Annotated in this window: 17 protein-coding genes; 11 read left to right on the top strand and 6 right to left on the bottom strand. The window is 67.7% G+C overall.

Annotated elements, in window-relative coordinates:
- Positions 1 to 3 precede the first annotated feature (3 nt).
- From RKE50_RS05035 to RKE50_RS05015, 5 genes are all read left to right on the top strand, one after another.
- Positions 4 to 2253, top strand: a complete 2250-nt coding sequence (locus tag RKE50_RS05035) for a TonB-dependent receptor (RefSeq protein ID WP_350034899.1) — start codon at positions 4 to 6, stop codon at positions 2251 to 2253.
- Between the two features lie 50 nt (positions 2254 to 2303).
- The gene (locus RKE50_RS05030) at positions 2304 to 3410 is read left to right on the top strand and encodes a serine hydrolase domain-containing protein (protein ID WP_350034897.1); all 1107 of its coding nucleotides are present in this window, start codon (positions 2304 to 2306) and stop codon (positions 3408 to 3410) included.
- Positions 3407 to 4879: an outer membrane protein assembly factor BamB family protein gene (locus RKE50_RS05025; RefSeq protein ID WP_350034896.1), complete on the top strand. Its 1473-nt coding sequence runs from the start codon at positions 3407 to 3409 to the stop codon at positions 4877 to 4879. The genes RKE50_RS05030 and RKE50_RS05025 overlap by 4 nt, the downstream gene beginning before the upstream one ends.
- Positions 4880 to 4954: 75 nt before the next feature.
- Positions 4955 to 5725 carry an alpha/beta fold hydrolase gene (locus RKE50_RS05020; protein ID WP_350034894.1) on the top strand — a complete coding sequence of 257 codons (771 nt, stop codon included), beginning with the start codon at positions 4955 to 4957 and terminating at the stop codon, positions 5723 to 5725.
- Positions 5715 to 6725 (top strand): dipeptidase, encoded by a 1011-nt coding sequence (locus tag RKE50_RS05015; protein ID WP_350034892.1) that lies wholly within the window; start codon positions 5715 to 5717, stop codon positions 6723 to 6725. The genes RKE50_RS05020 and RKE50_RS05015 overlap by 11 nt, the downstream gene beginning before the upstream one ends.
- A gap of 11 nt (positions 6726 to 6736) precedes the next feature.
- Here the strand turns inward: RKE50_RS05015 and RKE50_RS05010 are convergent, their stop codons facing one another.
- The 4 genes from RKE50_RS05010 to RKE50_RS04995 all read right to left on the bottom strand — a co-directional run bounded on the left by RKE50_RS05010 (position 6737) and on the right by RKE50_RS04995 (position 12166).
- Positions 6737 to 8578 carry a DUF885 domain-containing protein gene (locus RKE50_RS05010; protein ID WP_350034890.1) on the bottom strand — a complete coding sequence of 614 codons (1842 nt, stop codon included), beginning with the start codon at positions 8576 to 8578 and terminating at the stop codon, positions 6737 to 6739.
- Positions 8579 to 8590: 12 nt separating this feature from the next.
- The gene (locus RKE50_RS05005; protein ID WP_350034889.1) at positions 8591 to 9112 is read right to left on the bottom strand and encodes a hypothetical protein; all 522 of its coding nucleotides are present in this window, start codon (positions 9110 to 9112) and stop codon (positions 8591 to 8593) included.
- A 188-nt stretch (positions 9113 to 9300) separates the two neighbouring features.
- A complete protein-coding gene (locus RKE50_RS05000; protein WP_350034888.1) occupies positions 9301 to 11391 on the bottom strand; it encodes a TonB-dependent receptor in 2091 nt (696 codons plus the stop codon).
- Between the two features lie 178 nt (positions 11392 to 11569).
- Complete coding sequence (locus RKE50_RS04995) at positions 11570 to 12166, bottom strand: TetR/AcrR family transcriptional regulator (RefSeq protein ID WP_350034887.1); 597 nt, start codon at positions 12164 to 12166, stop codon at positions 11570 to 11572.
- A gap of 277 nt (positions 12167 to 12443) precedes the next feature.
- On the opposite strand from RKE50_RS04995, the gene RKE50_RS04990 reads away from it, so the two are divergent.
- Genes RKE50_RS04990 through RKE50_RS04975 form a run of 4 tightly spaced genes read left to right on the top strand, consistent with a single transcriptional unit; the run spans position 12444 to position 19381 of the window.
- Positions 12444 to 13787, top strand: coding sequence for an MFS transporter (locus RKE50_RS04990; protein WP_350034886.1), 1344 nt, complete (start codon positions 12444 to 12446; stop codon positions 13785 to 13787).
- Positions 13784 to 15505, top strand: a complete 1722-nt coding sequence (locus RKE50_RS04985; protein ID WP_350034885.1) for a DUF885 domain-containing protein — start codon at positions 13784 to 13786, stop codon at positions 15503 to 15505. The genes RKE50_RS04990 and RKE50_RS04985 overlap by 4 nt, the downstream gene beginning before the upstream one ends.
- 12 nt (positions 15506 to 15517) lie before the next feature.
- Complete coding sequence (locus RKE50_RS04980) at positions 15518 to 18700, top strand: alpha/beta fold hydrolase (RefSeq protein WP_350034884.1); 3183 nt, start codon at positions 15518 to 15520, stop codon at positions 18698 to 18700.
- Between the two features lie 3 nt (positions 18701 to 18703).
- Complete coding sequence (locus RKE50_RS04975; protein WP_350034882.1) at positions 18704 to 19381, top strand: nitroreductase family protein; 678 nt, start codon at positions 18704 to 18706, stop codon at positions 19379 to 19381.
- An 80-nt stretch (positions 19382 to 19461) separates the two neighbouring features.
- Here the strand turns inward: RKE50_RS04975 and RKE50_RS04970 are convergent, their stop codons facing one another.
- Positions 19462 to 20703, bottom strand: coding sequence for a Vgb family protein (locus tag RKE50_RS04970; RefSeq protein WP_350034880.1), 1242 nt, complete (start codon positions 20701 to 20703; stop codon positions 19462 to 19464).
- Positions 20704 to 20813: 110 nt separating this feature from the next.
- Between RKE50_RS04970 and RKE50_RS04965 the strand changes: the two genes are divergently transcribed.
- Together RKE50_RS04965 and RKE50_RS04960 are read left to right on the top strand one after the other, a co-directional pair.
- Complete coding sequence (locus RKE50_RS04965; protein ID WP_350034878.1) at positions 20814 to 21542, top strand: SGNH/GDSL hydrolase family protein; 729 nt, start codon at positions 20814 to 20816, stop codon at positions 21540 to 21542.
- An 11-nt stretch (positions 21543 to 21553) separates the two neighbouring features.
- Complete coding sequence (locus RKE50_RS04960; protein ID WP_350034876.1) at positions 21554 to 23065, top strand: S10 family peptidase; 1512 nt, start codon at positions 21554 to 21556, stop codon at positions 23063 to 23065.
- A gap of 24 nt (positions 23066 to 23089) precedes the next feature.
- Here RKE50_RS04960 and RKE50_RS04955 read toward each other — a convergent pair whose 3' ends face one another.
- Complete coding sequence (locus RKE50_RS04955) at positions 23090 to 23326, bottom strand: CDGSH iron-sulfur domain-containing protein (protein ID WP_350034875.1); 237 nt, start codon at positions 23324 to 23326, stop codon at positions 23090 to 23092.
- Between the last annotated feature and the right edge of the window lie 50 nt (positions 23327 to 23376).

Genomic DNA, 23376 nt, shown 5'->3' with positions numbered 1-23376 from the left:
GCTATGAGCCCGCAGACACAACGGAAAGCCCTTGTATCCGCCATCAGTTTCTTTTCCGCGCTGGGCAGCGCGACCAGCGCTGCACAGCTGGAAGAAGTGATCGTGACCGCGCAGAAGCGCGAGCAGTCGCAGCAGGACATCGGCATGGCGATCAGCAGTCTCGATGGCCTGGCGCTGGAGGAGCGCCGCATCGAAACCCCGCTGGACCTCCAGGCCATCAGCCCCAACATCAACGTCAAGGAGATTTCGCCCGGCCTGTTTCCCGTGTTCACTATCCGCGGCGTCGGTCTCAACGATTTCAGCGCCAACAACAATCCGACCGTCGGCGTTTACCTCGACGAGGTCTTCCTCACCTCGACCACGCAGCTGACTTTCCAGCTCTACGATATCGAGCGCGTGGAAGTGCTGAAGGGCCCCCAGGGCACCCTTTACGGCCGCAACACCACGGGCGGCGCCATCAGCTTCGTGACCGCGGCTCCCGCTTTCGAGGACGACTGGCGGGTCAGCCTTGGCGGAGGCGCCTATGACCTGCTCGAGGCGGAGTTCATGGGCAACAAGGCACTCTCGGACCGTCTCGCTGTCCGCATCGCCGGTAAAGTCGTGGACCAGGGCGAGGGCTTCTACGAGAGCAGAACCCTCGATGGTGAGGATATCGGTGAGCGCCGGGAGTATGCCGCACGCCTGCAGACGACCTGGCTCGCCAGCGATAACCTCGATATCAACCTGAAGCTCGAGGCGAGCCGTTCGCGCTCGGAAGTCGGGCAGTTCGAACACTTCGGCACGCTGCAGGCCGGTACCTTCCCGCCCCAGCCCTGCTCTGCCATTCTCGCCGGTCGCAGAGACCCGGGGCAGTGCGCCGACGCCTTCGGCTACCGCGACGACGACGGCGATCCCTTCGAGGGTGACTGGAACAACGATGCCCGCTTTGACAGCGACGGTCGCGCTGCGACCCTGCGCCTGAACTGGGATGTGGGACCGGGCACGCTGTCGTCGGTCAGCGGATGGGTGGACTTCGAACGCAAGGCATTCAACGACACCGATGCCAGCCCCTTTGTACAGGCAGAATTCGATGTTCTGGACAGTGTTGAGCAGTTCAGCCAGGAGCTGCGCTATGCATTCTCCCCGGGCGCCGATCTCGAGCTGATCGTCGGCGGCTTCTTCGCCTGGGACGAGGTGGAAATCGACGTGCCGGGGTCCCTGGACGACCTGTTCGCGACGCGCGTGCTGATCGCATCGGAGCAGGAGACGCGCTCCGCCGCTCTCTTCGCCCAGGGCGACTGGCACTTCCGGCCGGACTGGACGCTGACGCTCGGCCTGCGTATGACGGACGAGGAACGCGAATTCACAGGCGGTATGCAGGATCTGAACCCCTTCGGAAGTTCCTGCCTGCTCAGCCCGACCTGCAACCCGGGGCCAACCGGACCGGTACCCGTTGCCTTCAACGATGAAACGATCAGCGAGCAGGAGCCATCGGCCCGGCTGGCCCTCAGCTGGCAGGCCACGGACGCCTTCATGGCCTATGGCAGCGTGGCCCGCGGATTCAAGTCCGGGGGCTTCTTCGGCGGTGGCTTCGTCACAAGCTCCACCCAGCTCGAGTCCTTCGAGCCGGAGACCCTGGTCGCCTGGGAGCTGGGGTTCAAGTCGCAGTGGCTGGCGGACACGCTGCGACTCAACGGCGCCGTGTTCTACTACGACTACAGCGATGTACAGACCTTTACCCAGGTGGACGCGGGCCAGCTATCCGTGCTGAAGCTGTCAAACGTGGATGAAGCGGACATTTCCGGTTTCGAGGCCGACCTGCTCTGGCAGCCGACGGCGGGCTTCACGCTGCAGGCAAATGTCGGCTACCTCGACACGGAGCTCGGTGCCTTCAGCGCGCCCGGCGGCGGCGACATCCCCAAGGGTAATGAGCTCCCCAATGCCCCGGAGTGGAGCTACAACCTGTTCGCCCGCTACGAATGGCAGGCAGGAACCCTCGGGCTCCTGTCCGCGCAGCTGGACTATGCCTATACCGACGAAGCCTTCCGCGAGGCGGTGAATATCCCCTTCCTGGCCACGGAAGACTACGGTCTCTGGGGGGCGCGGCTGGCCCTTCGCAGCAGCGATGACCGCTGGGAAGTGGCTCTCTGGGGCAAGAACCTCAGCGACGAGACCTACCGCCTGCACGCCTTCGACAACGGCATCGGCAATGGCGGCAGCACCTACGGCGCACCCCGCACCTGGGGTGCAACGGTGCAGTTCAACGCGCTGTGATCGAGCCCCCAGAGACAGTCAGCGGGCATGTTGCGCCGGGGTTTGAGCCCGTGGCGGCCGCGTTCCGCCAGAACTTCGCCGCCGAACGGGAACCCCCCGATCTCGGTGCAGCCTTCGTCCTGCTGCGCGACGGGGAGGCGGTCGTCGACCTGGTCGGGGGTTACCGCGACCCGGCCCGGCAGGACCCGTGGACCCGGGACACCCTGGTCAACGTCTACTCCACGACCAAGGCCGTGACGGCACTGGCGATTGCGGCCCTGGTCGAACGGGGCCACATCGCCTATGACACGGCCGTTGCCGACCTCTGGCCCGCCTTCGCCGCCGCGGGGAAGGATTCAGTCACCGTGGGGCAGCTGCTGTCACACCAGGCCGGCCTCGCCGGGTTCCGCGAACCGGTGTCGCTGGAGGCGCTGTACGACAGCGAGGCAAGGGCAGCACAGCTCGCAGCGCAGACACCCTGGCACGCGCCCGGCGCCGACACCTGCTACCACCCCATGACCTTCGGCTTTCTCGCCGACGGGCTCGTCCGGGCCGCCACCGGTCGGGATCTGCGCAGCTGGATGAGCGAGCTGTTTCACCGCAGCGGCGAGGCAGACTGCTACCTGGGCTGCCCGCGGACGGAAGCGGGACGCGTTGCGACCCTGGTGCCACCGCCGGCCGCTGATCTCAGCGCGCTGGCGAACGCGCCGCCGGATGCCCTGGCAGCCCTCACCAACCCCGCGGTCACCGCCGAGGCCGCAGCGACAAAGGCGTGGCGGGGGGCCTCCCTGCCGGCGGCCAATGGCCACGCCAGTGCCGCCGGCCTCGCCCGGCTGCTCGCCATCGTCGCCAGCGGTGGCCGGCTTGACGGCGAGCCGCTTCTCGGGGAGGAGACGCTTGCCGGTCTATGCAGGGTGCGCTCAGAGCGGCCCGACCGCCTGCTGCAGCTGCCGCTCGCCTGGTGCGCAGGCCTGCTACGCAATACGGCCGGGCTCTACGGCCCGCGCCCGGAGGTCTACGGCCACAGCGGCTGGGGCGGCTCCTTTGCCTGTGCCGATCCCGGTGCGGGGATCGCCTTCGCCTACGTCTGCAACCGCATGGGTTCGGACCTTGTCGGCGACCCGCGCTCAAGCAGTCTGTGCCGGGCGGTCTATGAATGCGCGGGACTGGACCTGTGAAGGGAGCGGACCATCCCTGGCACAGCGTGCCCTGGAACAGCATTCATGGCGACAGCCATAACGCCGATGCCCCGCCCTATCCCACGGCCGCCCGTTACAGCTTGAGCCGGCGGTCTCTCACCGGGTCCGCCGTGCTCTTCGGGCCAAGCCTCGACGGCGACGGCCGCCTCTTCAGCTGCAGCGGGCGCGGCGAGGGCAGCCCGCACCTTCACTGCCTGAACGCGGACGGCGCCACGCTGTGGGAAAGCGAACCCTGGCGTAAGGGTGGCGACGCCCTCGGCCCCCGCGCCTGTCCCTTTGCGCCGTTGCTGGACAGCGAGGGCGGCGTCTATGTCGCTGACGAAAAGGCGTTCTGGTGCTTCGAGGCCGGCACCGGCACCGTGCGCTGGCGCACGGCCCTGGCGCCGCTGGGGATCCATGAAGGCTTCCCGTCCGCCGTGTTCTCGCCGGCCGGCCATGTCGGCGGCATCTCCCTCGACGGCACCGCGCTGTTCCTCGAGCGCGCCAGCGGCGAGCCGGCCTATGCGCCCCTTCGCCTGCCCCAGGCCGTGGCGCCCGACGCAGCCACCCTGCCCCCCGGTATCTGGCAGGGGCTCATGGACCCGGCGACCGCCGCGGTGCTCTTCCCGGGTTTCTTCGGCACCGCCTTCCCGGTGACCAATTCACCGGCGGTGTCCCTCGAGCAAGGCCGGATCTACCTGCCGGCGGCGGGCGCCGACAAGTCCAGCAGCCGGCTCCTCGCGTTCACGGAAAGCGCCGACGGCCTGGAACTCGCCCTGAGCACGGCCTTCGAGGGCCGGTGCTCCGTGACCCCCAGCCTGTCTCCCGACGGTGAGACGGTGTACACCGGGAATCACCGCGGTTCCCTGCTCGCCTTCGACGGCCGCAGCGGTGCGCTGCGCTGGCGCTACCAGCCGGCGGGCACCGCTGCGTCGCCGACGGTAGGCCGTGACGGCACCGTGTACACCGGCTCCACTACGAGTGTCGACCACCCGTCCTGCCTCAGCGCCATCGATCCGGCGACGGGCGAGGCGCGCTGGTGCCGAAGCTACGACGAGCTGGCGGCGGCGCGCCTCCCGACCAGGGCACCGCTGACACCCTTCTTTGAGGACCCGCAACCTCACGCCGTCATCAACAGCGTACAGACCATCGGCCGGGATCACCTGCTGGTGGTACTCGTCCTCGGCTACACCTTTACCGCGCCCGGCGCTGCCGCGCTGACCCAGCCGCACCTTGCAGTGCTGGCAACCATCAACCGCGATGACGGCAGCTTGCTCGGCGCCACCGACCTCCCGGACACCAGTGAAGCCGCCGTCGTACTCGCGGAAGACGGCTATGTCTACACCGCCCACGCCGCGCTGACGAGCTCTGTTTTCTACTTCGGAATCAACCCGATGCTGCCGGAAGACTACCGGACCGCCCTCGTGCCAGCCGGCGGTATCTCTGCGCTGCGGCCGGCCATGACATGACGGGCAGCGCATTCACGCTGGCGAAAACCCCCTGAGCGACCGGCACAGCAAGCGCCCGACCCGTATAATGTGGCCATGCCAAAAGATAAACACAGCGGTGTCTACTTCGAGGTAGCGGGCGAGGGTCCGAACCTCGTGCTCGCTTTTCCTTTCCTTGCCAGTGCCGGCGCGGTCCTGGGTCCCGACTTCGAGGCGCTGCGCCAGCGCTACCTCGCCGCCCTTGCGCCGTGCTTCCGGGTGCTCTGCCTCGACTACCCGTCTATCGGCCGCAGCGATGCCATCGACCCCGCCGCGCTCACCGCCGACCGAGTCTGCAGCGATATGCTTTCCGTCGCCGATGCGGCCGGCTTCGATCGTTCTGCCTGGTGGGGCTACTCCTGGGGCGGTGCCGTCGGCCTGCAGCTCGGCTGGCGCAGCGACCGCCTGACGGCGCTGGTGGCCGGTGGCTGGCCGGCGCTCGGCGGTCAGTACGCCGACATGCTGGCCGCAAGCCGTGAGCAGCAGGCGGACCCGCCCCCGGAAGTGCAGGTCATCCTGCGCTCACCGGCGCAGTACGCGCAGTGGGCGACGTTCTACGAGAGCGTCCAGCAATGGCCTGAAGCGGAGGCCGCACGGCAACTGCAATGCCCGCGGCTCTGCTATGCCGGTGCAGACGGCGACACCACGGCCGGCTCTTACGCCATTCGCAATGCCAGCATCCTGCGCGAGCAGCAACCGGCGCTGGCGTCGCTCGGCTGGCAGGTCGAGCTGCTGCCGGGCTGCACCCATGAAACGGGCCTCGATCCGGACGCGGTGCTTCCCGTGGTGATGCCCTTCCTCGAGAGAGCCCTGATCGATGACCACTGAGAGCGAGGCTTTGCTCCGCGACGCCCTGGTGTGGGACAACCATGCCTGCATGCCCCTCCGGCCCGATGACGACAGCTTCCTGCCACAGCTGGAACGCGCGCACCGGGTCGGCGTCAATGCGATCACGCTCAACATCGGCTTCGGCCAGTGCAGCCGGGAGCAGCATCTGGCCGTGCTCCGGGCTTTCCGCCGCTGGATCGAGGCAAGACCCGAGCAGTACTGCCTGGCGAACTCGGTGGCCGATATCGAGCGTGCAGCCGGGGAGGGACGGCTCGCCGTGCTCTTCGATATCGAGGGTATGGCCCTGCTCGACGACGGCGACCTCGATCTCATCGACGAACTGCGCGGCCAGGGTGTGGGCTGGATGCTCGTCGCCTACAACCGCGCCAACGCAGCGGGCGGTGGCTGCATGGACGATGAGGATCCCGGCCTCCGCGAGCACGGCCGGCGCGTGCTCTCCCGTATGCGCGAAGTCGGGATGATCGCCTGCTGCTCCCACACCGGGCATCGCACCGCCCGGGATGTGATCGAGAACGCCGGCAACCCGGTGATTTTCTCCCATTCGAACGCCGCCGCCGTACACGCCCATCCGCGCAACATTCCCGACGAGCTGGCCCGCGCCTGCGCTGCGGGAGGTGGTGTCGTGGGCGTCACCGGCATCGGTGCCTTCCTCGGCGAGGGGACCGACTACGCGGAGCTGCTGGCACGCCACGTCGACCATTTTGTGCAACTGCTCGGGCCGGCACACGTCGGCCTCTCCCTGGACTACGTCTACGACCAGCAGGAACTGATCGACTACCTGCAGGGACAGCCGGAGACCTTTGGCAGCATGGGCGCCATCGAGGAAGCGATTCGCATGGCTCCGCCGGAGATCCTGCCGGCCTTCGTCGACCGGCTGCTCGGGCTGGGCTATGACCGCGGCGCCCTCGGGGCCATCCTCGGCGGCAACTGGCTGCGGGTCGCGGCCACGGTCTGGGAGGGCCGCGGCGGAGACCGCTGAAGCAGCGCCGTTCAGAGTTCCGCGGAAGCTGACCCGGCAGGGGGCAGACCCCCATCGCGCTGCGCCCGGATCCAGTCGCCAATGTGAGCCTCGAGTACCGGCAACGGCAAGGCACCGGGCTCGAGCACGGCGGCATGAAAGGCGCGCAGATCGAAGCGCTCGCCGAGCGCTGCCTCGGCTTCTGCCCGGAGTTCCCGCAGCTTGAGAGCGCCCAGGGCATAGGCGAGCGCCTGGCCGGGTATATCGGTTGAGTAACGCAGTGTCTCGGAGGTTATCTCGCCCTCGCTCGCCAGCGTGTGTTCGCGGAGGTAGTCACGCGCCCGCTCCAAGGTCCAGCGCTCGCTGTGCATGCCCGTATCGACCACCAGCCGCGCTACCGCGAACAACTCCATGGCGAGACGCCCGTAGCGGATGTAGGGATCGTCATAGAGGCTCATCTCGAATCCCAGCCACGCGGCGTACTCAGCCCAGCCCTCCGTGAACGCAGTGAGACGCAGGCCGCCGCCGAGCCTGCGCACCTTGGGCAGATCGTCGTTCTCCTGCTGCAGGGCTATCTGGAAATGATGCCCGGGGATCAGTTCGTGATAGATCAGCGGGCGGGCCCAGTAAAGGCTGCGCTCCTGGAGACCGGAACCGTTGTAGCGATAGTAGCCGCGGGGGTCCGAGGCAGAGGGCGCCTGGTAGTAGCCATAGGTCATGCCGGCTTCGACTTCGGGATCCGCACGCTTGACCGCATAAGGAGACTCGGGCACGAGCCGGAAGTGGCGCGAAATCAGCGGCTCGATCGCAGCGAGGTGGCGGCGGTAGGTGTCCTCGACCTCCTCGACACTGTCGGCCCGGAAACGGGCGTCCGTCTGCAGGAACCGGTGAAACGCCTCGCGGTCGTCCTCCCCGAGCGAGCGCCTGATGGCGGCCATCCCCGCCTCCAGCTCCGTCATGAGTGCCAGGCCGCGCCGATGAAGGGCCGCGGGCGACTCATCGGATCCCGTGTAGCGTCGCACAAGCTCGTGGTAATGCTCGGGGCCACCGGGGTATTGCCAGAGCCCGACCCGTGCCGGGGCCGCCGCCTCGTAGTCCGGCCCCAGGTCCGCGAGCACAGCCCGATAGGCGGGCTCGAGACGCTCCGTGACCACGGAGGACGCCGCCTCCCGGAAGGCATCGGCCACCAGCCCGTCCTGCTGGTCACCCGCGAGGCACTGAGTCCGGTCCCTTCCGGGTATCAGCAGGCCTGCGCCGTCAAGGAGCCTATGCCATACCCCCCGTACGCCCTGCAGCGCCGGCTTCGGCACGCGGATACCGGCTGCCGCCTGCTCTGCCAGCCTGCCACGAACACCGGCAAGGTGAGCCGCGAAGTCTTCCAGGTAGGTAAGGTAGGCCGCACAATCGCTGGCCGCCTGTAGTGGCAGGGAAAGCGCGAGGTCCCGATAGGCAATGGTCGAGAAACCGGTTTGGTAGGGGGTGACGGGGAAAGCGAAGCGATAGCGATCTACCGCCTCCCCGGTATCCTCAAACCAGTTCTCCAGGTAGTGCCAGCGAAGGCGATCACGCGCGTCGAGCGCTTCGACTTCGACCTGCCTCAACAGCGCGAGTCGCTCCTGCGCCCAGCTTCGATCATGCTCGAGCTGTGAGCGATTCACCGTTCGAAGACGGACCTCGGGCAGTGCTTCGCGAAGTTGCAGGGACGGATTCCTCGCGACAGTGAAATCCCACGCCTCTGCCTCCAGCGAGGACAAAACCGGTACCGACGAGGCTTCAACGGGGTTCCCGGCGGCGACGGCTTGCGCCGGGCAACAAAGCAGGGCGGAACAGGCAACGCCCGCCACGGCACGCAGGAAGGAAAACGACGACGCCATTCGCGTCCGCCCTCAGCGACTGTTCACCATGGCTTCGATCCGCTTCTTCTCTACCGCCCAGGCTTCGCGCAACGCGCGCTCGTGCTCGGCAATCACCGGCGCCATGGCGGCGCGCACGCTGGCCTGGGTCGGCACCACGCCGGCCGGCAAGGTCACCGGGACCTGCCCGTGGGCGATCAGCTGGAAGTTCGAACCCTCACCCTCGGGCCGAACCTGGTAGCTGGCAAACGCGCTGATCCCGCTGGAATAGACCGCACGCAGCGCCAGAAAACGTTTCGCATCATCGATAGCGGAAAAGTGGGCGGTACGAATATCCACTTCCCCGGTGGACTCATCGGTACGGGAGATCTTCGTACCACCGAGGTAGGCAACGGGGTCGTCCACGGCTTCAACGGCGAAACCGAGCCTGCGGAATTTGTCCGCGTCGACGTACATGGACTTGATCTCTTCCCAAAGCACGTCGGGCGGAACGTCCATATGGACGCTCAGTTCATCGGTGAAAAAAGAACGCACCGTCTGCTCTTCTCCGGCCATGGGAAGCTCAGTCACCAGGAAAATGGCTGCAAGACACAGCGGCAGAGAACGAAGGGCTGGCATCGAGACCTCGCAGGCGCTTGTCGGCAGGGGCTGGTTCGCAACCCCGGCCGGGCGCGGCTGAGCATGGCGGGCACGGCGGGGGGCGAGCCAGGGGCCGCCGGGGTCGCTGGCCCGCCGCGCATCGATCAGAACTGCTTGCGAATGCCCACCGCGATCGTCCGCGGTTGCGTATGAATCGGCTCGACGAACGCACCGAAGGCGGGATTCACCTCGCGCCGGGTGTCACCGAGATTGCTCACCGCGACGTAGCCCTCGAGGCCATTGCGTACCAGCCCGACGCGGGCATTGATGAGCGTGCGTTCCTCGTTCGGAGTGACCGTATCGAAGCCTAGCGCCCCGATCTGACGCAGAATGATTGCCGCTTCGTCCGTGTAGTTCACGTCGACGTGTGCAATCAGCTGCATCCCGTTGCCGAGCGTCGGAGTCCAGTCCGCGGCGAGGGACCAGTTGAGCTCCGGCACGAGGTCGAGCGGGTCACCCTCGAATTTGTCCAGGCCGACCTTGTCGAAGGTGACGTCGTTCCAGCCCCCGGCAAAGCTGAAGCTGAGATCCTCGCCAGGCGTCAGCTGGAGGACGAGGTCGGCCCCGGGCCCGCTGGCCTCGCCAGCGTTGAAAACGGCAGTCTGGCCGGTCGGCGTGACGTTGGTGGCCTGGATGTCCTCGTACTCCTGCTGGTAAACCGCGACCTCGACGAACAGCAACCCGTCGAGCAGCGTCTGCTTCGTGCCCAGCTCGTAGGTCCAGAGTACTTCTTCATCGAACTCGGGATTCGGCGCCCCCGGCGCCGTGTTGAATCCGCCGGAGCGGAAACCCTTCGCGGCACTGGCATAAACGATACCGCTGTCGCCGGTCTTGAGGGTGATGCCGAAACGCGGGTTGAAGGTGTCAAAGGTGCCTTCTCCCCCCTGCGAGGAAACACCGATTCCGGGAAGGTCGTTCACCGTGAAGACGCTGCGATCATCCTCGAAGTAGCGACCGCCCGCCTGCAGCGTGAGCCAGTCATTGACGTCGTACTCGAAGTCGGCGAAGGCGGCCCAGATCTCGGAGCTGAATTCCTGGTCCGAGATCAGGTCGAAGCCGGGAAACAGGAACGGCTCCGTCGTGGTCGAGGCCCTGCCCTCGGTCTCACCGTCGGTGTAGGAAATGCCACCGAGCCAGCGGAAAGGCCCGTCACCGGTAGAGGTCAGGCGGAATTCCTGGGACCACCGCTTGGTGTTGCCCGCGGAGTCATCGGTGACCTTGGTGAAAAGGGGGGCACCGAGCAGGGTGTTGTAGAACGCCGATGATTCGCGCGACGCCGTGTTGTCCATGTCGACCATGCCGGTCACGCTGAGGAACTGGAAGCTGTCGAAGTCGTAGGCGATCTCGAGGGTTCCCAGGGTGTATTCCTGCTCCGAGGGCTGCAGGAATTGCTGCTCCGTGATCTCGCCGTCGACCGTGTAGCCTATGCTGTCCTGCTCGGACTTGTTGTAGAGGCCCATCACGGTCACTTCCAGGTGATCCGTGGGCGCGAACAGCAGCTTGCCGCGCAGCGTATTGATCTCCCTCCCGTTGATATCGTCGCCGGCAGGGCCATCGATCCATCCGCCGATTTCGCGCTGCGCAGCGGACAGGCGCAACGCCGTCGTCGATGACACCGGCACGTTGACGACACCCTCTACGCGGTGACCCCACTCTCCTCCATCGACATTGCTCGCTTCGGCGAACAGGGAGCCGCCCGGGCCGCTCTCGAGATCCGGGTCCGCCGTGATATAGCGGATCGTGCCGCCCATGGAGCTCTCGCCGTAAAGCACCGGCTGGGGCCCGCGCAGGACCTCCACGCGCTGCATGTCGAGCAGCTGGACCTCCGGGACACCGGCAGCGCCGAAATTGACGATGGAGAACTCGTCGACGTAGTTACCGACCGTCGGCAGGCCGAGGTACTGGGAAATGCCGCGGAGCTGGATCCGCTGCGAGCCCGGGCCGATATCAACCATGCGAAGCGCGGGTACGGCGGCCTGCATCTCGTCCAGGCTGGTGATATTGCGATTCTCGATCTCCTTCGCACCGATGGCCGACACGGCCACGGGTACGTCGAGCAGCCGCTGCTCGCGCCGCTGGGCAGTTACGATCACTTCCTCAAGCAGTGCCTTGCCTCTGGCGCCGGCGCCCGTGCCTTCCTGCGCCAGCGCCGGCAGACCAGCGCCCACGCTGGCAGCCAGGATGGCGAGGCCCAAAGACGTTCTTCCTGCGTTCATACGACCTACCCCGCAACGTGTCTTGTTATCCAGCTCCCCGCAGAGCGACTGCGACGGTGCCTGCACCGCTCTGGTAACATACAATACAGTATTGTATGTTTAAAGCACAATTTCGTTGGAGGCGCCAGTTATTGCGCGTGAATGCCCCGGGAATTTCTCAGTTGCGCCGGCGGTACGCCGGATGCAGGTGCTCAAGCCGCTCGCGGAGCCTCTGCTCTTCCTTGCGGTCGAGTTCGCGTCCCGTAAAGGCCCGCGTGAAGTGCGACTGCAACGCGCACAGTTCTTCGAGAGTCTCGTCGAGCGGCAGCGCGTGATAGCCGATACGGTGGTAGTAGACGATTCTCGCGCGGACCGTGCTGTCTTCCACGCCGTGGCCCATGGTCGCGAAAACGCGCGCGATCAGCGCAATCCAGGAGCGGTCGATCTCGTGCACCAGCGGTGCTATCCGGTTGTCCTTCCGGGCCCAGTCACGCATCGCGCTGCTGAACACGGACCTATCGCCCTGCCGCTCGGCGAGCCACGCGACCCCGACGTCCACGAGGCTCGGTGGTTCTTCCGCCCACCGATCCTCGATCGCCGCAATCTCCCGGAGGTTCTGTTCGCGCCAGTCCTCGATCAGGGCCGAGCGCAGGTCCTCGAGGTCCTTGAAATGCCAATAGAAACTGCCGCGCGTGACCTTTAGCTCTCTTGCCAGGCCGTCGATCTTGACCTCGTCGATACCCGTGCGCACGAAGACCCGCCGCGCGGCCGCCACCCAGTCAGACCGGGATAAGCGTCCCTTGCTCCGGGAGATCCGGGTTACCTTTGCCGTCACAGCAACACCGCCAGAAACCTGCCAAGGCTGGCAGTTTACCGGCAATTGCCCGGCGCAGCGAATCACCAGCCGACGACCGGCACCGCTGCAGCCGATGACAAAGCCGCCAAGCACGTTGACGTCGGCCCGACGCAACCCGTTCAAGGGCTGGCACAATGACGGGGGTCCGAACGGCGCGGGCGCAACGGGGTGGAGAAGGTGAGAGGAGACACGCCACGTGGCCGATGAATCCCGCGGGCTCTCACGGGGCGTACTCGCCGCCTATGCGGCGCCGGCATTTTCTCAAGCCTTGATACACGGGCCGGTCGGCACCGTCATCCAGGGCATCTACGGCACCCAGTTTGGCCTGCCGCTGGCGGCCATTGGTGCGGTGCTCCTGGTGGCACGCATCTTCGACGCGTTCACGGACCCGGTCATCGGCTTTCTTTCCGACCGGGTGGAAACCCGCTGGGGCCACCGCAAGCCGTGGCTTATCGGCGGCTCTCTCATCGCGGTGGTCGCCTGCTGGAAGCTCTACGTGCCTCCAGCGGACCTTGAGGTCGGCTATTTCCTGCTCTGGTTTCTGCTGGCGTACCTCGGCTGGACGATCTCGGAGATCCCTTACCGGGCCTGGCTGGCGGAGCTTTCCGAGGATTACAACGAGCGCACCCGCATCGCTACCTGGCGAACCTTCGCCCGTTACCTCGGCTTCATCGCTTTCTACGGCATTCCTTTTCTGCCGCTTTTCGACAGCACTGAATTCACAGCGGAGACGCTACGGGTCACGGCAGTCCTCGCCGCGGTAGCCCTGCCACTGACCGCGGTGACCGCCGCGTGGTTCGTGCCGCGCGGCAGAACACGCCGTAGCGAGCACGCGGTCACGCTGCGCCAGGCCCTGCCGGCTGCAATGGCCAACAAACCGCTGCTGTACTTCCTGGTCATCTATGCACTTACCGGAACGGCAAACGGCATGGCCTACGGCATGCTGTTCTTCTTTGTCGGTGGCTACCTGGGGATGCCCGAGACCCTGGCTCTGCTCTTCGTGCTGGGCGCGCCGGCCGGCGCGCTGGCGATGCCGGCGTGGGGCTGGCTGGCAAGGCGAATCGGCAAGCAGCGCACCTGGGCGTACGGCTACCTGGCGTCTGCCGGGTTCATGCTGGCGCACCTTCTCGTGCCACCGGGTCCCGGCGGTGAACCATTGCTCGTCGCCGTCAACCTGGGCATCTTTCTTGTGTCCCCTGCAGGGCTGGTGATCCCCGCCGCCATGCTCGCTGACATTGTCGACTACGGACGCTGGAAATTCCGCGCCGACTACGCGGGCAGCTACAACGCGCTGCAGACGATGATGGAGAAGGGCCTCGAGGGCCTGGGCGCCGCCATCGGGCTCGCGGTCGCCGGCTGGATGGGCTTCAACGCCGAGGCGCCCGGCGAGGGTGGACGCCTGGGCCTCCTCATCGCCTTCCCGCTCCTGCCCGCCGCCCTGACCCTGATTTCCGTGCCCCTGATCTGGCGCTTTCCAATTACCGAGCGCCGCCAGCGGGCCATCGCCCGACGCCTCGACCGCAGGGAGACCAGACCATGAACGACCACAGCCCGGGCGGTGCCCTGGCCCGCCTCGCCGAAGCCCACTGGCAGGCCATCTGCCGGCAGTCCCCGATGACCGCACTGCTGGCCGGCGAAGAGCCGGCAGACGACACGCTGTTTCGCGAATCCGAAACCGCGTATGACGGGCTGGCCGCTGATGCCCGGGAACTGCACGCCGCTGCCGGGCAGATCGATGCGGACCGGCTTGCGCCCGATGACCGGCTCACCCATGCCCTGCTGCTGCGGGAAACCGAGGAAATCGTCGAGGCACACGCGCTCGGCGCACACCTGCGCCCGTCCCTGTTCCCGGCCGGGCCTGACTTCAACCTGGTCTTCCTCGCCAACAGCACCTCGCTCGCTACGCCGGCCGATGCCGAGCGCTACCTGGCGCGGCTGGAAACCGTTCCGGCCCTCTTCGAGGATCTGCTCGCCTGCCTGGCCGCCGGCAATGCACGGGGCTTTCGTTACCCGGCGCCGGTGGTGGCCCGCGCCGCCGACGCCGCGGCGGCCAACCTCGCGGAGCGGGCGGAGGACACCCCTTTCTTCAACCCGTTCCATCGCAGCCCGATGGAGGGCGCATCCATGGCACGCCTCGCGGAGCGCGGCAAACGGCTCATCGAGGGGTCTCTCCTGCCGGCGCTGGGGCATTACGTCACGCGTCTTCGCGACGAACAGGGGCGCCTTGCCCGCGACAGCATCGGCTGTTGCGACGACGTGGAGGGCGAGGCCTTCTACGCGCACCTGGCCCGCCGCTTCACGACCAGCGACCTGGGCCCCGGGGAGATTCATGTCATCGGCCTCGAGGAAGTCGCACGGCTGGAAGCGGAGATAGCCGCGGTGGCGGACACCGCGGGCTTCAAAGACGACGTCGCGGGCTACCGCGCCTTCCTGGCCTCCGATCCGGCGCAGCGTGCATCCTCACCGGGTGCGCAGCTCGAACGGATGCGGGCGTTGTGCAAGACCATCGACGGGATGCTGCCCGGTTGGTTCGGGCGCCTGCCCCGGATCAGCTACGGCGTCGAGCTGATTCCCGAGCGCCTGGCAGACGGCCTGCCACCGGCCTACGCCCAGCCAGGGCCTGCGGACCGCACGGCCGCCGGGATTTTCTGGCTGAGCAGCCGCCTGGACAAGTGCCCGCTGTACCTGTTCCCGTCCCTGGCGCTGCACGAGGCCTGGCCGGGACACCTGATGCACATCGCCCTGGTGCAGGAGCAGGCCGTGCTGCCCGCGTTCCGCCGTCACGGCGCCGTGAAATACACTGCCTGCATCGAGGGCTGGGCCATGTACTGCGAACAGCTCGGCGTGGAGATGGGTCTCTACGAGACGCCGCACGAACATTTCGGCCGGCTCAACATGGAACAGTGGCGGGCCGCACGGCTGGTGGTGGACACGGGGCTGCACAGCCGCGGCTGGCGCCGTGAGGACGCGGTGGCCTACCTCGCGGAGCACGTGGCGCTGACACCCGAAATGATCGACGCCGAGGTTGACCGCTACATGGCGCTGCCGGGACAGGCCCTCGGCTACCAGCTCGGCAACCTTGCGTTCCGGCGGGTGCGTCAGCGCGCCGAAGCAGCGTTGGGCGAGGACCTCGACCTGAGGAGCTTCCACGACGCCGTGCTCGCCGCAGGCCCGTTGACCCTGCCGCTGCTCGAGAGCGTCGGCGACCGCTGGGTGACAGCGCAGCGCGCGGGCGCCAGCGCGCGGCCCGCGACGTAAGGAGCGACGATCATGAAAGCAATGCTGCTGACCCTGTTGAGCCAGGACTATGGCGCGCTCGTGCTGGCGCTCGCGCTGCTTCTCGTCGCCGCCCTCGGCGCCTGGCGGCTGCGCCGGCGGGGGCTGCGACTGGCCTGCGCGTTCATTGCACTCGGCGCGCTCGTGCTCACCGGGGGGGCAGCCAGCCAGCTCTGGCGCAGCAAGGGTGTCGCCGAGGACTACCCACCGCCGGGACAGCTCGTGGACGTGGGTGGCCATCGCATGCACGTGCTGGCCGAGGGGCCGCAGGCTGGACCGACGCTCGTGCTTTTTGCCGGTGGCCACGTCGATGGCCTGCCCGTCTGGCGTTTCCACACTGCCCTGCGTGACAGCATGCGCTCCGTACTCATCGACCGGCCGGGAACCGGCTGGAGCGACCCCGGGCCGTTCCCACGCACTACCGCGCGGGAGGCGCGCGAGATCATGGCAGCGCTGGAGGCTGCTGGGGAGAGCGGCCCCTACATCTTTGCGGGACACTCTTTCGGCGGTCTGCTGGCGGCCAATATCGCGCGACGCTACCCCGGGAGAACAGCGTCCCTTGTGCTTCTCGACCCGACACCGCTGGATGTCGTTTTCTACGGCATCGATCGTCGGGGCCTGGGAGGCATGAAGGACCTGCTCCTGAAGCAGGGCCTCCTCCGGGCTTTCGGTTTCTATCGCATGCCGCCGCCCGCGCCGGCACCGACGACCGATGACTCGGGCCTCGTGACCATCGCCCAGCCCCTGGCGCTCTGGCGGCAGCTTTCGACGCGTCCCCGCAGCCCGCTCGCCGGTGCATCGATCTTCGAGGAACTGGCGGCGGACAGCCTGATTCCGCGCGCCTTCGATACGGTGGTCTACGACGGCGAGCTCGGCGACCTGCCGGTGTACCTCATCGCCCCGGACGAGGACCCCACGACGGCCCCCTACGCACAGCAGGTTGCCGACGATGGCGCAGAGGCCGCGCGCTTCGTCGCTTTTCTCAAGGAAGCGCGGGAACGCTACCTGGCGCTGTCCAGCAACAGCCAACGCATCGTCGCCCCCGCGGGAACCGGCCACAACTTCCCGGATCAGGCGCCGGACTGGCTTATCGCTCAGCTTCGCCGCATTGCCGAAGAGAGCGCCGCGGACTGGCGTTACCGGCAGTTGACCAGCGCCTGGCCGGGCCCCTACGGCGGCGTGCCCCCGGTACAACTGGCCACACCGGAAAACCTCGCGACCGCCTATCGGCGCGCGCTTGCGTCTGCACGGCAGAGCGTGCTCAGCATCACAGATAATCCCGCCCCGCCCTCTTTCGCCAACACGGTACTCGCGCTCGAAAAGAGCCGGCAGCCCCTGGACCGCGTGCAGGCCCTGCTCAGGATTTTCACCACCACGGCAAGCAACGATCGGTGGCGAGCGCTGACCGCTGAGCTGGCGCCGCTCGGTGCCGCTTTCAACGACGAGCTTGCGCACGACCCGCAGCTGTTTCGGCGCCTGCAGGCGCTCTACGAGAGCCGTAACAGCCTCAAGCTCGATGCCACGCAGGCTCGCCTTCTGACCGTCCGCTACGAGGACTTCGTCCATCGCGGCGGCGCGCTGGATGCCGACGCAAAGGCGCGGTTGCGCACGATCAATGGCCGCCTCGCCGAGCTGCGCACGCGCTTTCAGCAGAACGTGATGGCAGAGGAGGCGGCGCTGGTGGTATTCGCCGAGCGCGAGGCGGAACTGGCGGGGCTCACCGCGGAGCAGATCGCCGCCGCCCGCAGCGAGGCGGAGCGCCGCGGTCAGCCGCAAGCCTGGGCTATCCCCATCCGGCGGCCCACGGTCTGGCCCGTCCTCACCCGCGGCGAGAACCGGGTGCTGCGCGAGCGCGTCTGGCGCAGCTGGGTCGGCCGCGGCGCGAACGCCGGCGAGCACGACAACCGCCCCGTCATCAACGAGATCCTGCGCCTCCGCGGCGAAAAAGCCGCCCTCCTCGGCTACGAGAGCTTCGCCCACTACCAGACGGCGGCGCGCATGGCCGGCACCCCCGAACGTGCGCTGGCGCTGCTGACGCGCACCTGGGACGCGCTGGCAGCGCCCATGGCCGCCGAGACAAAGGCGCTGCAGGCCCTGGCCGGGGACACGCCGCTGGCGCCCTGGGACCGTCGCTACTACGAGGAGCGCTCCCGGCAACAGCGGCTGGCCTACGACAGCGACGCGGTGCTTCCGTATCTCGCGCTCGAAAACGTCGTCAGCGCCATGACGTTTGCTGCCGAGGAGGTCTTCGAACTGACCTTCCGGGAGATCGAGGGGATTCCGACGGTCTCCGAAACGATCCGGGTTCTCGAGGCCAGCCGTGACGGCGAGGTGCTCGGGTTGATCTACCTGGACCTCTATCAGCGCGACGGCAAGGGTCCCTCCTCCTGGGCCAGCCAGTACCGGCCCTATGCAGACTACGCGCAGCGCCAGCTGCCGCTGGTCGCCCTGCACTCGGCCGTACAGCCACCGGCGCCCGGGAAGGCCACTCTCGTGCCCTGGGAACGCGCGAACGTGATATTCCACGAGTTCGGGCACACCCTGCACACGCTGCAGAACCGCGCGCGCTACCCCTCTCTCGGCGCCCTCGCCATGCCCTGGGACTTCATCGAAGTGCCCTCCCTGCTCAACGAGCGCTGGCTCCCCGACCGGGACCTGCTGCAACGCATCATGACGCACCACGAGACCGGCGAGCCCATGCCCGGGGCGCTGGTCGACAGGCTGATGGCAGCGCAGCAGGACGCGCGCGTCTTCAGCGTCGGTTATCCCTACCTGGCCAGCGCCCTGGTCGACCTGCGCCTGCACCTGCTCGCCGACGGCCGGGCACTCGATGCGGTGGCCGAAGAACGGGCGATCCTCGAGGACATCGGCCTGCCGCCCTCCTTCGACCTGACGCTCTACGCGCCGCACGCGTTCCACACGTTCTCGCGGGAGTATGCCGCCGGCATGTACACCTACCTCTGGTCCGACAGCTATGCCGCCGATGCCGCCGAGGCCTTTCTCGAAGCCCCCGGCGGGCTCTACGATAAGGACGTTGCGCGGCGCTGGCGGAAAGAGGTCCTCGAGCGCGGCAACACGGTTCCCGCCGCCGAGGCCTACGAGGCCTTCCGTGGCGGCCCGCCCGACTGGGGCGCACTGCTGCGCCGCTTTGACCTGCTCACCACCGGTGGAGCGTAAGCGATGGACTTCCGTTACGACCCGATACCCCTGCCGAAGCGCGAGGCCCTCTCAGCGGAAGAATCATTGGCCCGCGCTCAGGCCTACTACGCATCAATTCGGACGCGGCATACGGTCCGCGACTTCACCGACCGGCCTGTGGGGCGGACGGTGATTGAGGCCTGCGTCCGCGCGGCGGGCACGGCGCCGTCCGGCGCCAACCACCAGCCCTGGCATTTCGCCTGCATCAGCGACCCGGGGGTAAAACGGGAAATCCGCCTTGCGGCGGAGGAAGAGGAGCGCGCTTTCTACGGTGGACGCGCCGGCGAAGAATGGCTGAAGGACCTCAGGAAGATCGGTACAGATGCAGAGAAGCCCTTCCTGGAAACAGCGCCCTGGCTGATCGCGATCTTCGCCGAGCGCTACGGTCTCGACGAGCATGGCGAGAAACGCAAGAACTACTACATGTCCGAGTCCGTCGGCATCGCTACCGGCTTTCTCATCAACGCCTGCCACGAGGCAGGCCTGGCGACGCTGACGCACACGCCGAACCCAATGAAGTTCCTGAACCGCATCCTCGGCCGCTCCGCCCGCGAGCGGCCCTTCCTGCTGCTGGTCGTCGGTCACCCGGCGCCGGACGCGAAGATTCCACGCGCGGCGACAAGCAAGAAGCCCCTGGAAGAGATCGCCAGCTTCCACTGACGCAAAGTAAACACCTGTCTCCCGATCCGCGATGTACACCCTGGACGGGAGACAGGCATGGGGCCCACGGAACGCTTCCGTTACTGAGCCCGCACCACCGGCGGGATGCGCACGCGCCCGATCCGGTTGCTGCTGCTCTGGTGAATGAGCAGGTCCCCATCCCGGGTCACCCAGCCGTTGCGGATGATGCCCACGCCCGACGGGATCACCCAGCTCTGGAAGCGCTCCGTTGCCGGGTCGAAGCGCACCAGCGCATCGGGACGCATGCCCGACTCGTTGTACCAGACCACGTCGTCGATCACCGCCAGGGAATAGGGGTGGGACGATGGCCCGCTCGGCGAGGGCCATTCGCGGGTCTCGCCGCTCTCCGGGTCCAGCCGGCCGATGCGGCCGAGGCTGGAGTTCACGTACCAGATCGTGCCGTCGCTGGCGATGTCGAGGCGGCGGATGCGTGTGCGTTCGTCGGGTATGGGGAAATAGGTGACCTCGAGCGTATCCGGGTCCATGGCGCCGATCGCGTTGGTACCGTTGTAGGCCACCCATAGACGCCCCTCCGGCCCGACCTTGATGCCATAGGGGCGGCGCCGGGTTTCGATCTCGTCGACCTCGCCCGTCGCCGGATCCAGGCGGCCCAGCATGCCGGCGTGCTGTGCCGTGAAATAGAGCTTCCCATTGGGGTGGAAAACGGCCGTGTGCGGGTCCCCGGCCTGCGTGGGGTACTCGGTGATACGGCCCGTGGCCGGGTCCAGGCGGCCGATGGTGGCATTGCTGTTACCCGTGTACCAGATACTCCCGTCACGGTCGGGCACGATGCTGTGCGGCCGCGCCGCCGGTGGCAGGCGGTACTCGGCCATGGCCCCCCTCCCCGGGTCGAAGCGGCCGACCAGGCTGGCCCACATGCCCGTCCACCAGATGCTGCCGTCCGGCGCCTCCACCGGGTCCCGCGGGCGCTGGCCCAGGGTGGGCACCTGCCACTCTTCGATGGTGATCTGCGTGCTGCCGGAGACGAGCGTCGGCCGCCGCTCCTCGCGGGCGGGAAAGTGCCCGGCGAGGTACGCGGCGATGGTGTCGGCCTGAGGATCCGCGAGGTCGATCATCGTCTCGAACAGGGCCCGCCACTCGGCGGCACTGTCGAAGCCGCCACTGCGCGGGATGTACGCCGTGCCGTGGCAGCTGCTGCAGAGGCTCTCGACCAGGTGCCTGCCCGGCCCGGGTGGCAGGTCGTCCGCCGCCGCGGGTTGCCCGGCGAGCGCCGGCAGGATGGCCAGGACAAGGCGGGCGCTGCGTGAAAGGTGCAGGAAGCGGAAGCGGGGCAATGGCATGGATCTCCTCCTCCGGGCGGGGCCGGTTCGACAGCGTCACGAGCGACAGTTATCGTCAGGGAGTGAAACCCCCAGGTCAACGACGGGCCCAGCGCCCCCGGAGTCTCCGCATGCTCGCTTCGCTCCTCGGCGCCGCGGTCCTTGCCCTCGCCGCCTACGATGGCGTGGTGATCGGCCGGGCGCTCTACGTCGGCGGTCAGCTCGCCCGGGAAAGCAGCGCCTACAGCCAGCAGCCGGCCGACGCGACAACCACTCTGCTGGTCGTGGGCGACAGCACCGGCGTGGGCACCGGTGCCGAGGACCCGGCGGACAGCGTCGCCGGCCGGCTGGGGAGTGCGCTGCCCGGCACGCGCATCGACAACCTCGCCGTCAACGGCGCGCTCACGGAAGACGTGCTCGAGCAGCTTCGCGATGCGCCGCTGCCGCGCTACGACGCGATCCTTGTCCAGGTGGGAGGCAACGACGCCCTGCGCTTCACGCCGCTCGACCGGCTGGAAACCGATATCGCTGCCGTTCTCAGCCGCGCCGGGGAGCGCGCGCCCTACACGGCGCTCATGAGCACCGGCGACCTCGGTGCCGCCCCCGCCCTGCCCTGGCCCGTTGCCCCGGTTTACAGCGCCCGCTCCCGCGCGGTGCGTGACCGCTTCCTCGCGGCTGCGCGCGACCATGGCGTCGACTACGTGGACCTCTTCACCGGGTCGGGCGACAATGGCTTCCGGCAGGAGACCGACCGCTACTATGCCCGCGACGGACTGCACCTGTCGGGGGCTGGCTACGGTACCTGGTACGACCGGCTGACCGCCGCGACAGCCCTGCCCGAACGCCTGCAAACCCGCTGAAGGAACCCCTTATGCGCCAACGCTTTCTCGCCCCCCTTTGCCTCGCGCTCGGCCTGCCCCTGCTGGCCCATGCCGAGGCGGACGCACCCACGCCCCCGATCCCCGAGCCGACCGCTTTCGTCAGCGAGCACCGCGGCACCTTCAATGGCAAGGCGGTGAGCTACGAGGCCCGTGCCGGCGAGACCTACCTGCGCGACGCCGACGGCGAGCCCACGGCCAGCATCTTCAGCTTTGCCTACGTGGCGAAGGACGGCGGCGAAGACCGGCCGGTCACCTTCGTCTGGAACGGCGGCCCGGGCTCGGCCTCCCTGTGGCTGCACATGGGCACCTTCGGACCCAAGCGCGTGGTGGTGCCGAGCGACGCGAGCCACCCCGGCTTGCCGCCCTACCCCATCGTCGATGCGGCCGAGACGATCCTCGACGTCACCGATCTCGTCTTCGTCGACCCGGTGGGCACCGGCTACTCGCGCGCGCTCGGTGACCACGAGAGCACGGAGTTCTGGGGGCTGACCGAGGACGCCGGCGCCATGGCCGAGTTCATCAGGCGCTGGCTGAGCGCCAACGGCCGCTGGAACTCGCCGAAGTTCCTCCTCGGCGAGAGCTTCGGCACCACGCGGGCAGCCCTGGTCGCGAAGCTTCTCGAAGACGAGTACCGCGTAGCCCTGAACGGCCTGGTCCTGATCTCGCAGGCACTCGACTACGCCGGGTCCTCGCCCTACGTGCGCGACAACCTGATCTCCTACGTGACCTATGTGCCCACCATGGCCGCCACCGCCTGGCACCACGGCAAGGTGGACCGCGAGGGCACGGACCTGGAAACGTTCCTGCAGGAAGCCCGGGACTTCGCCGTGGACGAGCTGCTGCCGGCGCTGTTCCGCGGCAACACCCTGGACGCGGAAACGCGGGCGCGGGTCCGCGACGGCCTGGTCCGCTTCACTGGCCTGTCGCCGACCTACGTGGAGCGCGCGGACCTGCGTATCAACGGCTTCCGCTTTGCCGGGGAGTTGCTGCGCGACGAGGGTCTTTCGGTGGGCCTCAATGACGCGCGCTATAGCGCGGAACCCGTGGACAACCTCGCTGCCCGCCCGGAAAACGACGCGGCGGGCGACGCGTTTTCTGCCGCTTTTACCGGATCCCTCCTGAGTTATCTCCACGGGGATCTCGGCGTGGACTGGGAACGCCCCTATCTATCTCCCGCCGACCCGGAGCTGTCCGACCACTGGAACTGGAGCCGCGAGGCGCCGGGCGAAACCTGGGAACCGCACTGGGTGAATACGGCGCGGGACCTCGCCCGCGCCCTGGAGGCAAACCCGGCCCTGCGCGTCTTCGTCGCCGGCGGCTACCACGACCTGGTGACCCCGTTCTTCGACGCCGAGTTCACGCTGCGCCGCCACCGCATCGGCGCGGACCGCGTGGATTTCCACTTCTACCACGGCGGCCACATGATGTACGTGCACGAACCGTCGCGGCAGGCATTGCTCGGGGACGTGCGCGCCTTCATGAACGGGGCGCTGCGCGAGTAACGAGCGCGCAGTACCCCGGGACCCTCACGCGCTGTGACTGCCGTCGCAGCGCGGTGCATCCCCCGTACCCTTGCAGGCGCAGAAGAACACCTTCCCCGCTTCCGTCGCCGTGTACCTGACCGGGGTGATGTCCGTACCGCGGTGCGAGCCGTCACAGAAGGGCTGTGACGCACTGCGCCCGCAGGCACACCAGAAGTAGTCCTTGCCCGCCTCTACCTCGACGGGGATCGGCCGATCCCCGGCCCTCACTGCGTCTGTCATGGCCATTCCTCCCGGCGCCTCGCTGCGCAAATGCTTCGCAATCGTGCCAT

The organism is Pseudohaliea sp. (assembly GCF_040217025.1).
Taxonomy (GTDB): domain Bacteria; phylum Pseudomonadota; class Gammaproteobacteria; order Pseudomonadales; family Halieaceae; genus Pseudohaliea.
The sequence above is the reverse complement of the archived record's forward strand: the minus strand, read 5'-3'. Positions and strand labels throughout refer to the sequence as shown.

Bases quoted from the DNA above. Each gene is read 5' to 3' on its own strand.
- RKE50_RS05035 (WP_350034899.1), top strand. From the start codon at position 4: ATGAGCCCGCAGACACAACGGAAAGCCCTTGTATCCGCCATCAGTTTC.
- RKE50_RS05020 (WP_350034894.1), top strand. From the start codon at position 4,955: ATGCCAAAAGATAAACACAGCGGTGTCTACTTCGAGGTAGCGGGCGAG.
- RKE50_RS05015 (WP_350034892.1), top strand. From the start codon at position 5,715: ATGACCACTGAGAGCGAGGCTTTGCTCCGCGACGCCCTGGTGTGGGAC.
- RKE50_RS05010 (WP_350034890.1), bottom strand. From the start codon at position 8,578: ATGGCGTCGTCGTTTTCCTTCCTGCGTGCCGTGGCGGGCGTTGCCTGT.
- RKE50_RS05005 (WP_350034889.1), bottom strand. From the start codon at position 9,112: ATGGCCGGAGAAGAGCAGACGGTGCGTTCTTTTTTCACCGATGAACTG.
- RKE50_RS04985 (WP_350034885.1), top strand. From the start codon at position 13,784: ATGAACGACCACAGCCCGGGCGGTGCCCTGGCCCGCCTCGCCGAAGCC.
- RKE50_RS04980 (WP_350034884.1), top strand. From the start codon at position 15,518: ATGAAAGCAATGCTGCTGACCCTGTTGAGCCAGGACTATGGCGCGCTC.
- RKE50_RS04975 (WP_350034882.1), top strand. From the start codon at position 18,704: ATGGACTTCCGTTACGACCCGATACCCCTGCCGAAGCGCGAGGCCCTC.
- RKE50_RS04970 (WP_350034880.1), bottom strand. From the start codon at position 20,703: ATGCCATTGCCCCGCTTCCGCTTCCTGCACCTTTCACGCAGCGCCCGC.
- RKE50_RS04965 (WP_350034878.1), top strand. From the start codon at position 20,814: ATGCTCGCTTCGCTCCTCGGCGCCGCGGTCCTTGCCCTCGCCGCCTAC.
- RKE50_RS04960 (WP_350034876.1), top strand. From the start codon at position 21,554: ATGCGCCAACGCTTTCTCGCCCCCCTTTGCCTCGCGCTCGGCCTGCCC.
- RKE50_RS04955 (WP_350034875.1), bottom strand. From the start codon at position 23,326: ATGACAGACGCAGTGAGGGCCGGGGATCGGCCGATCCCCGTCGAGGTA.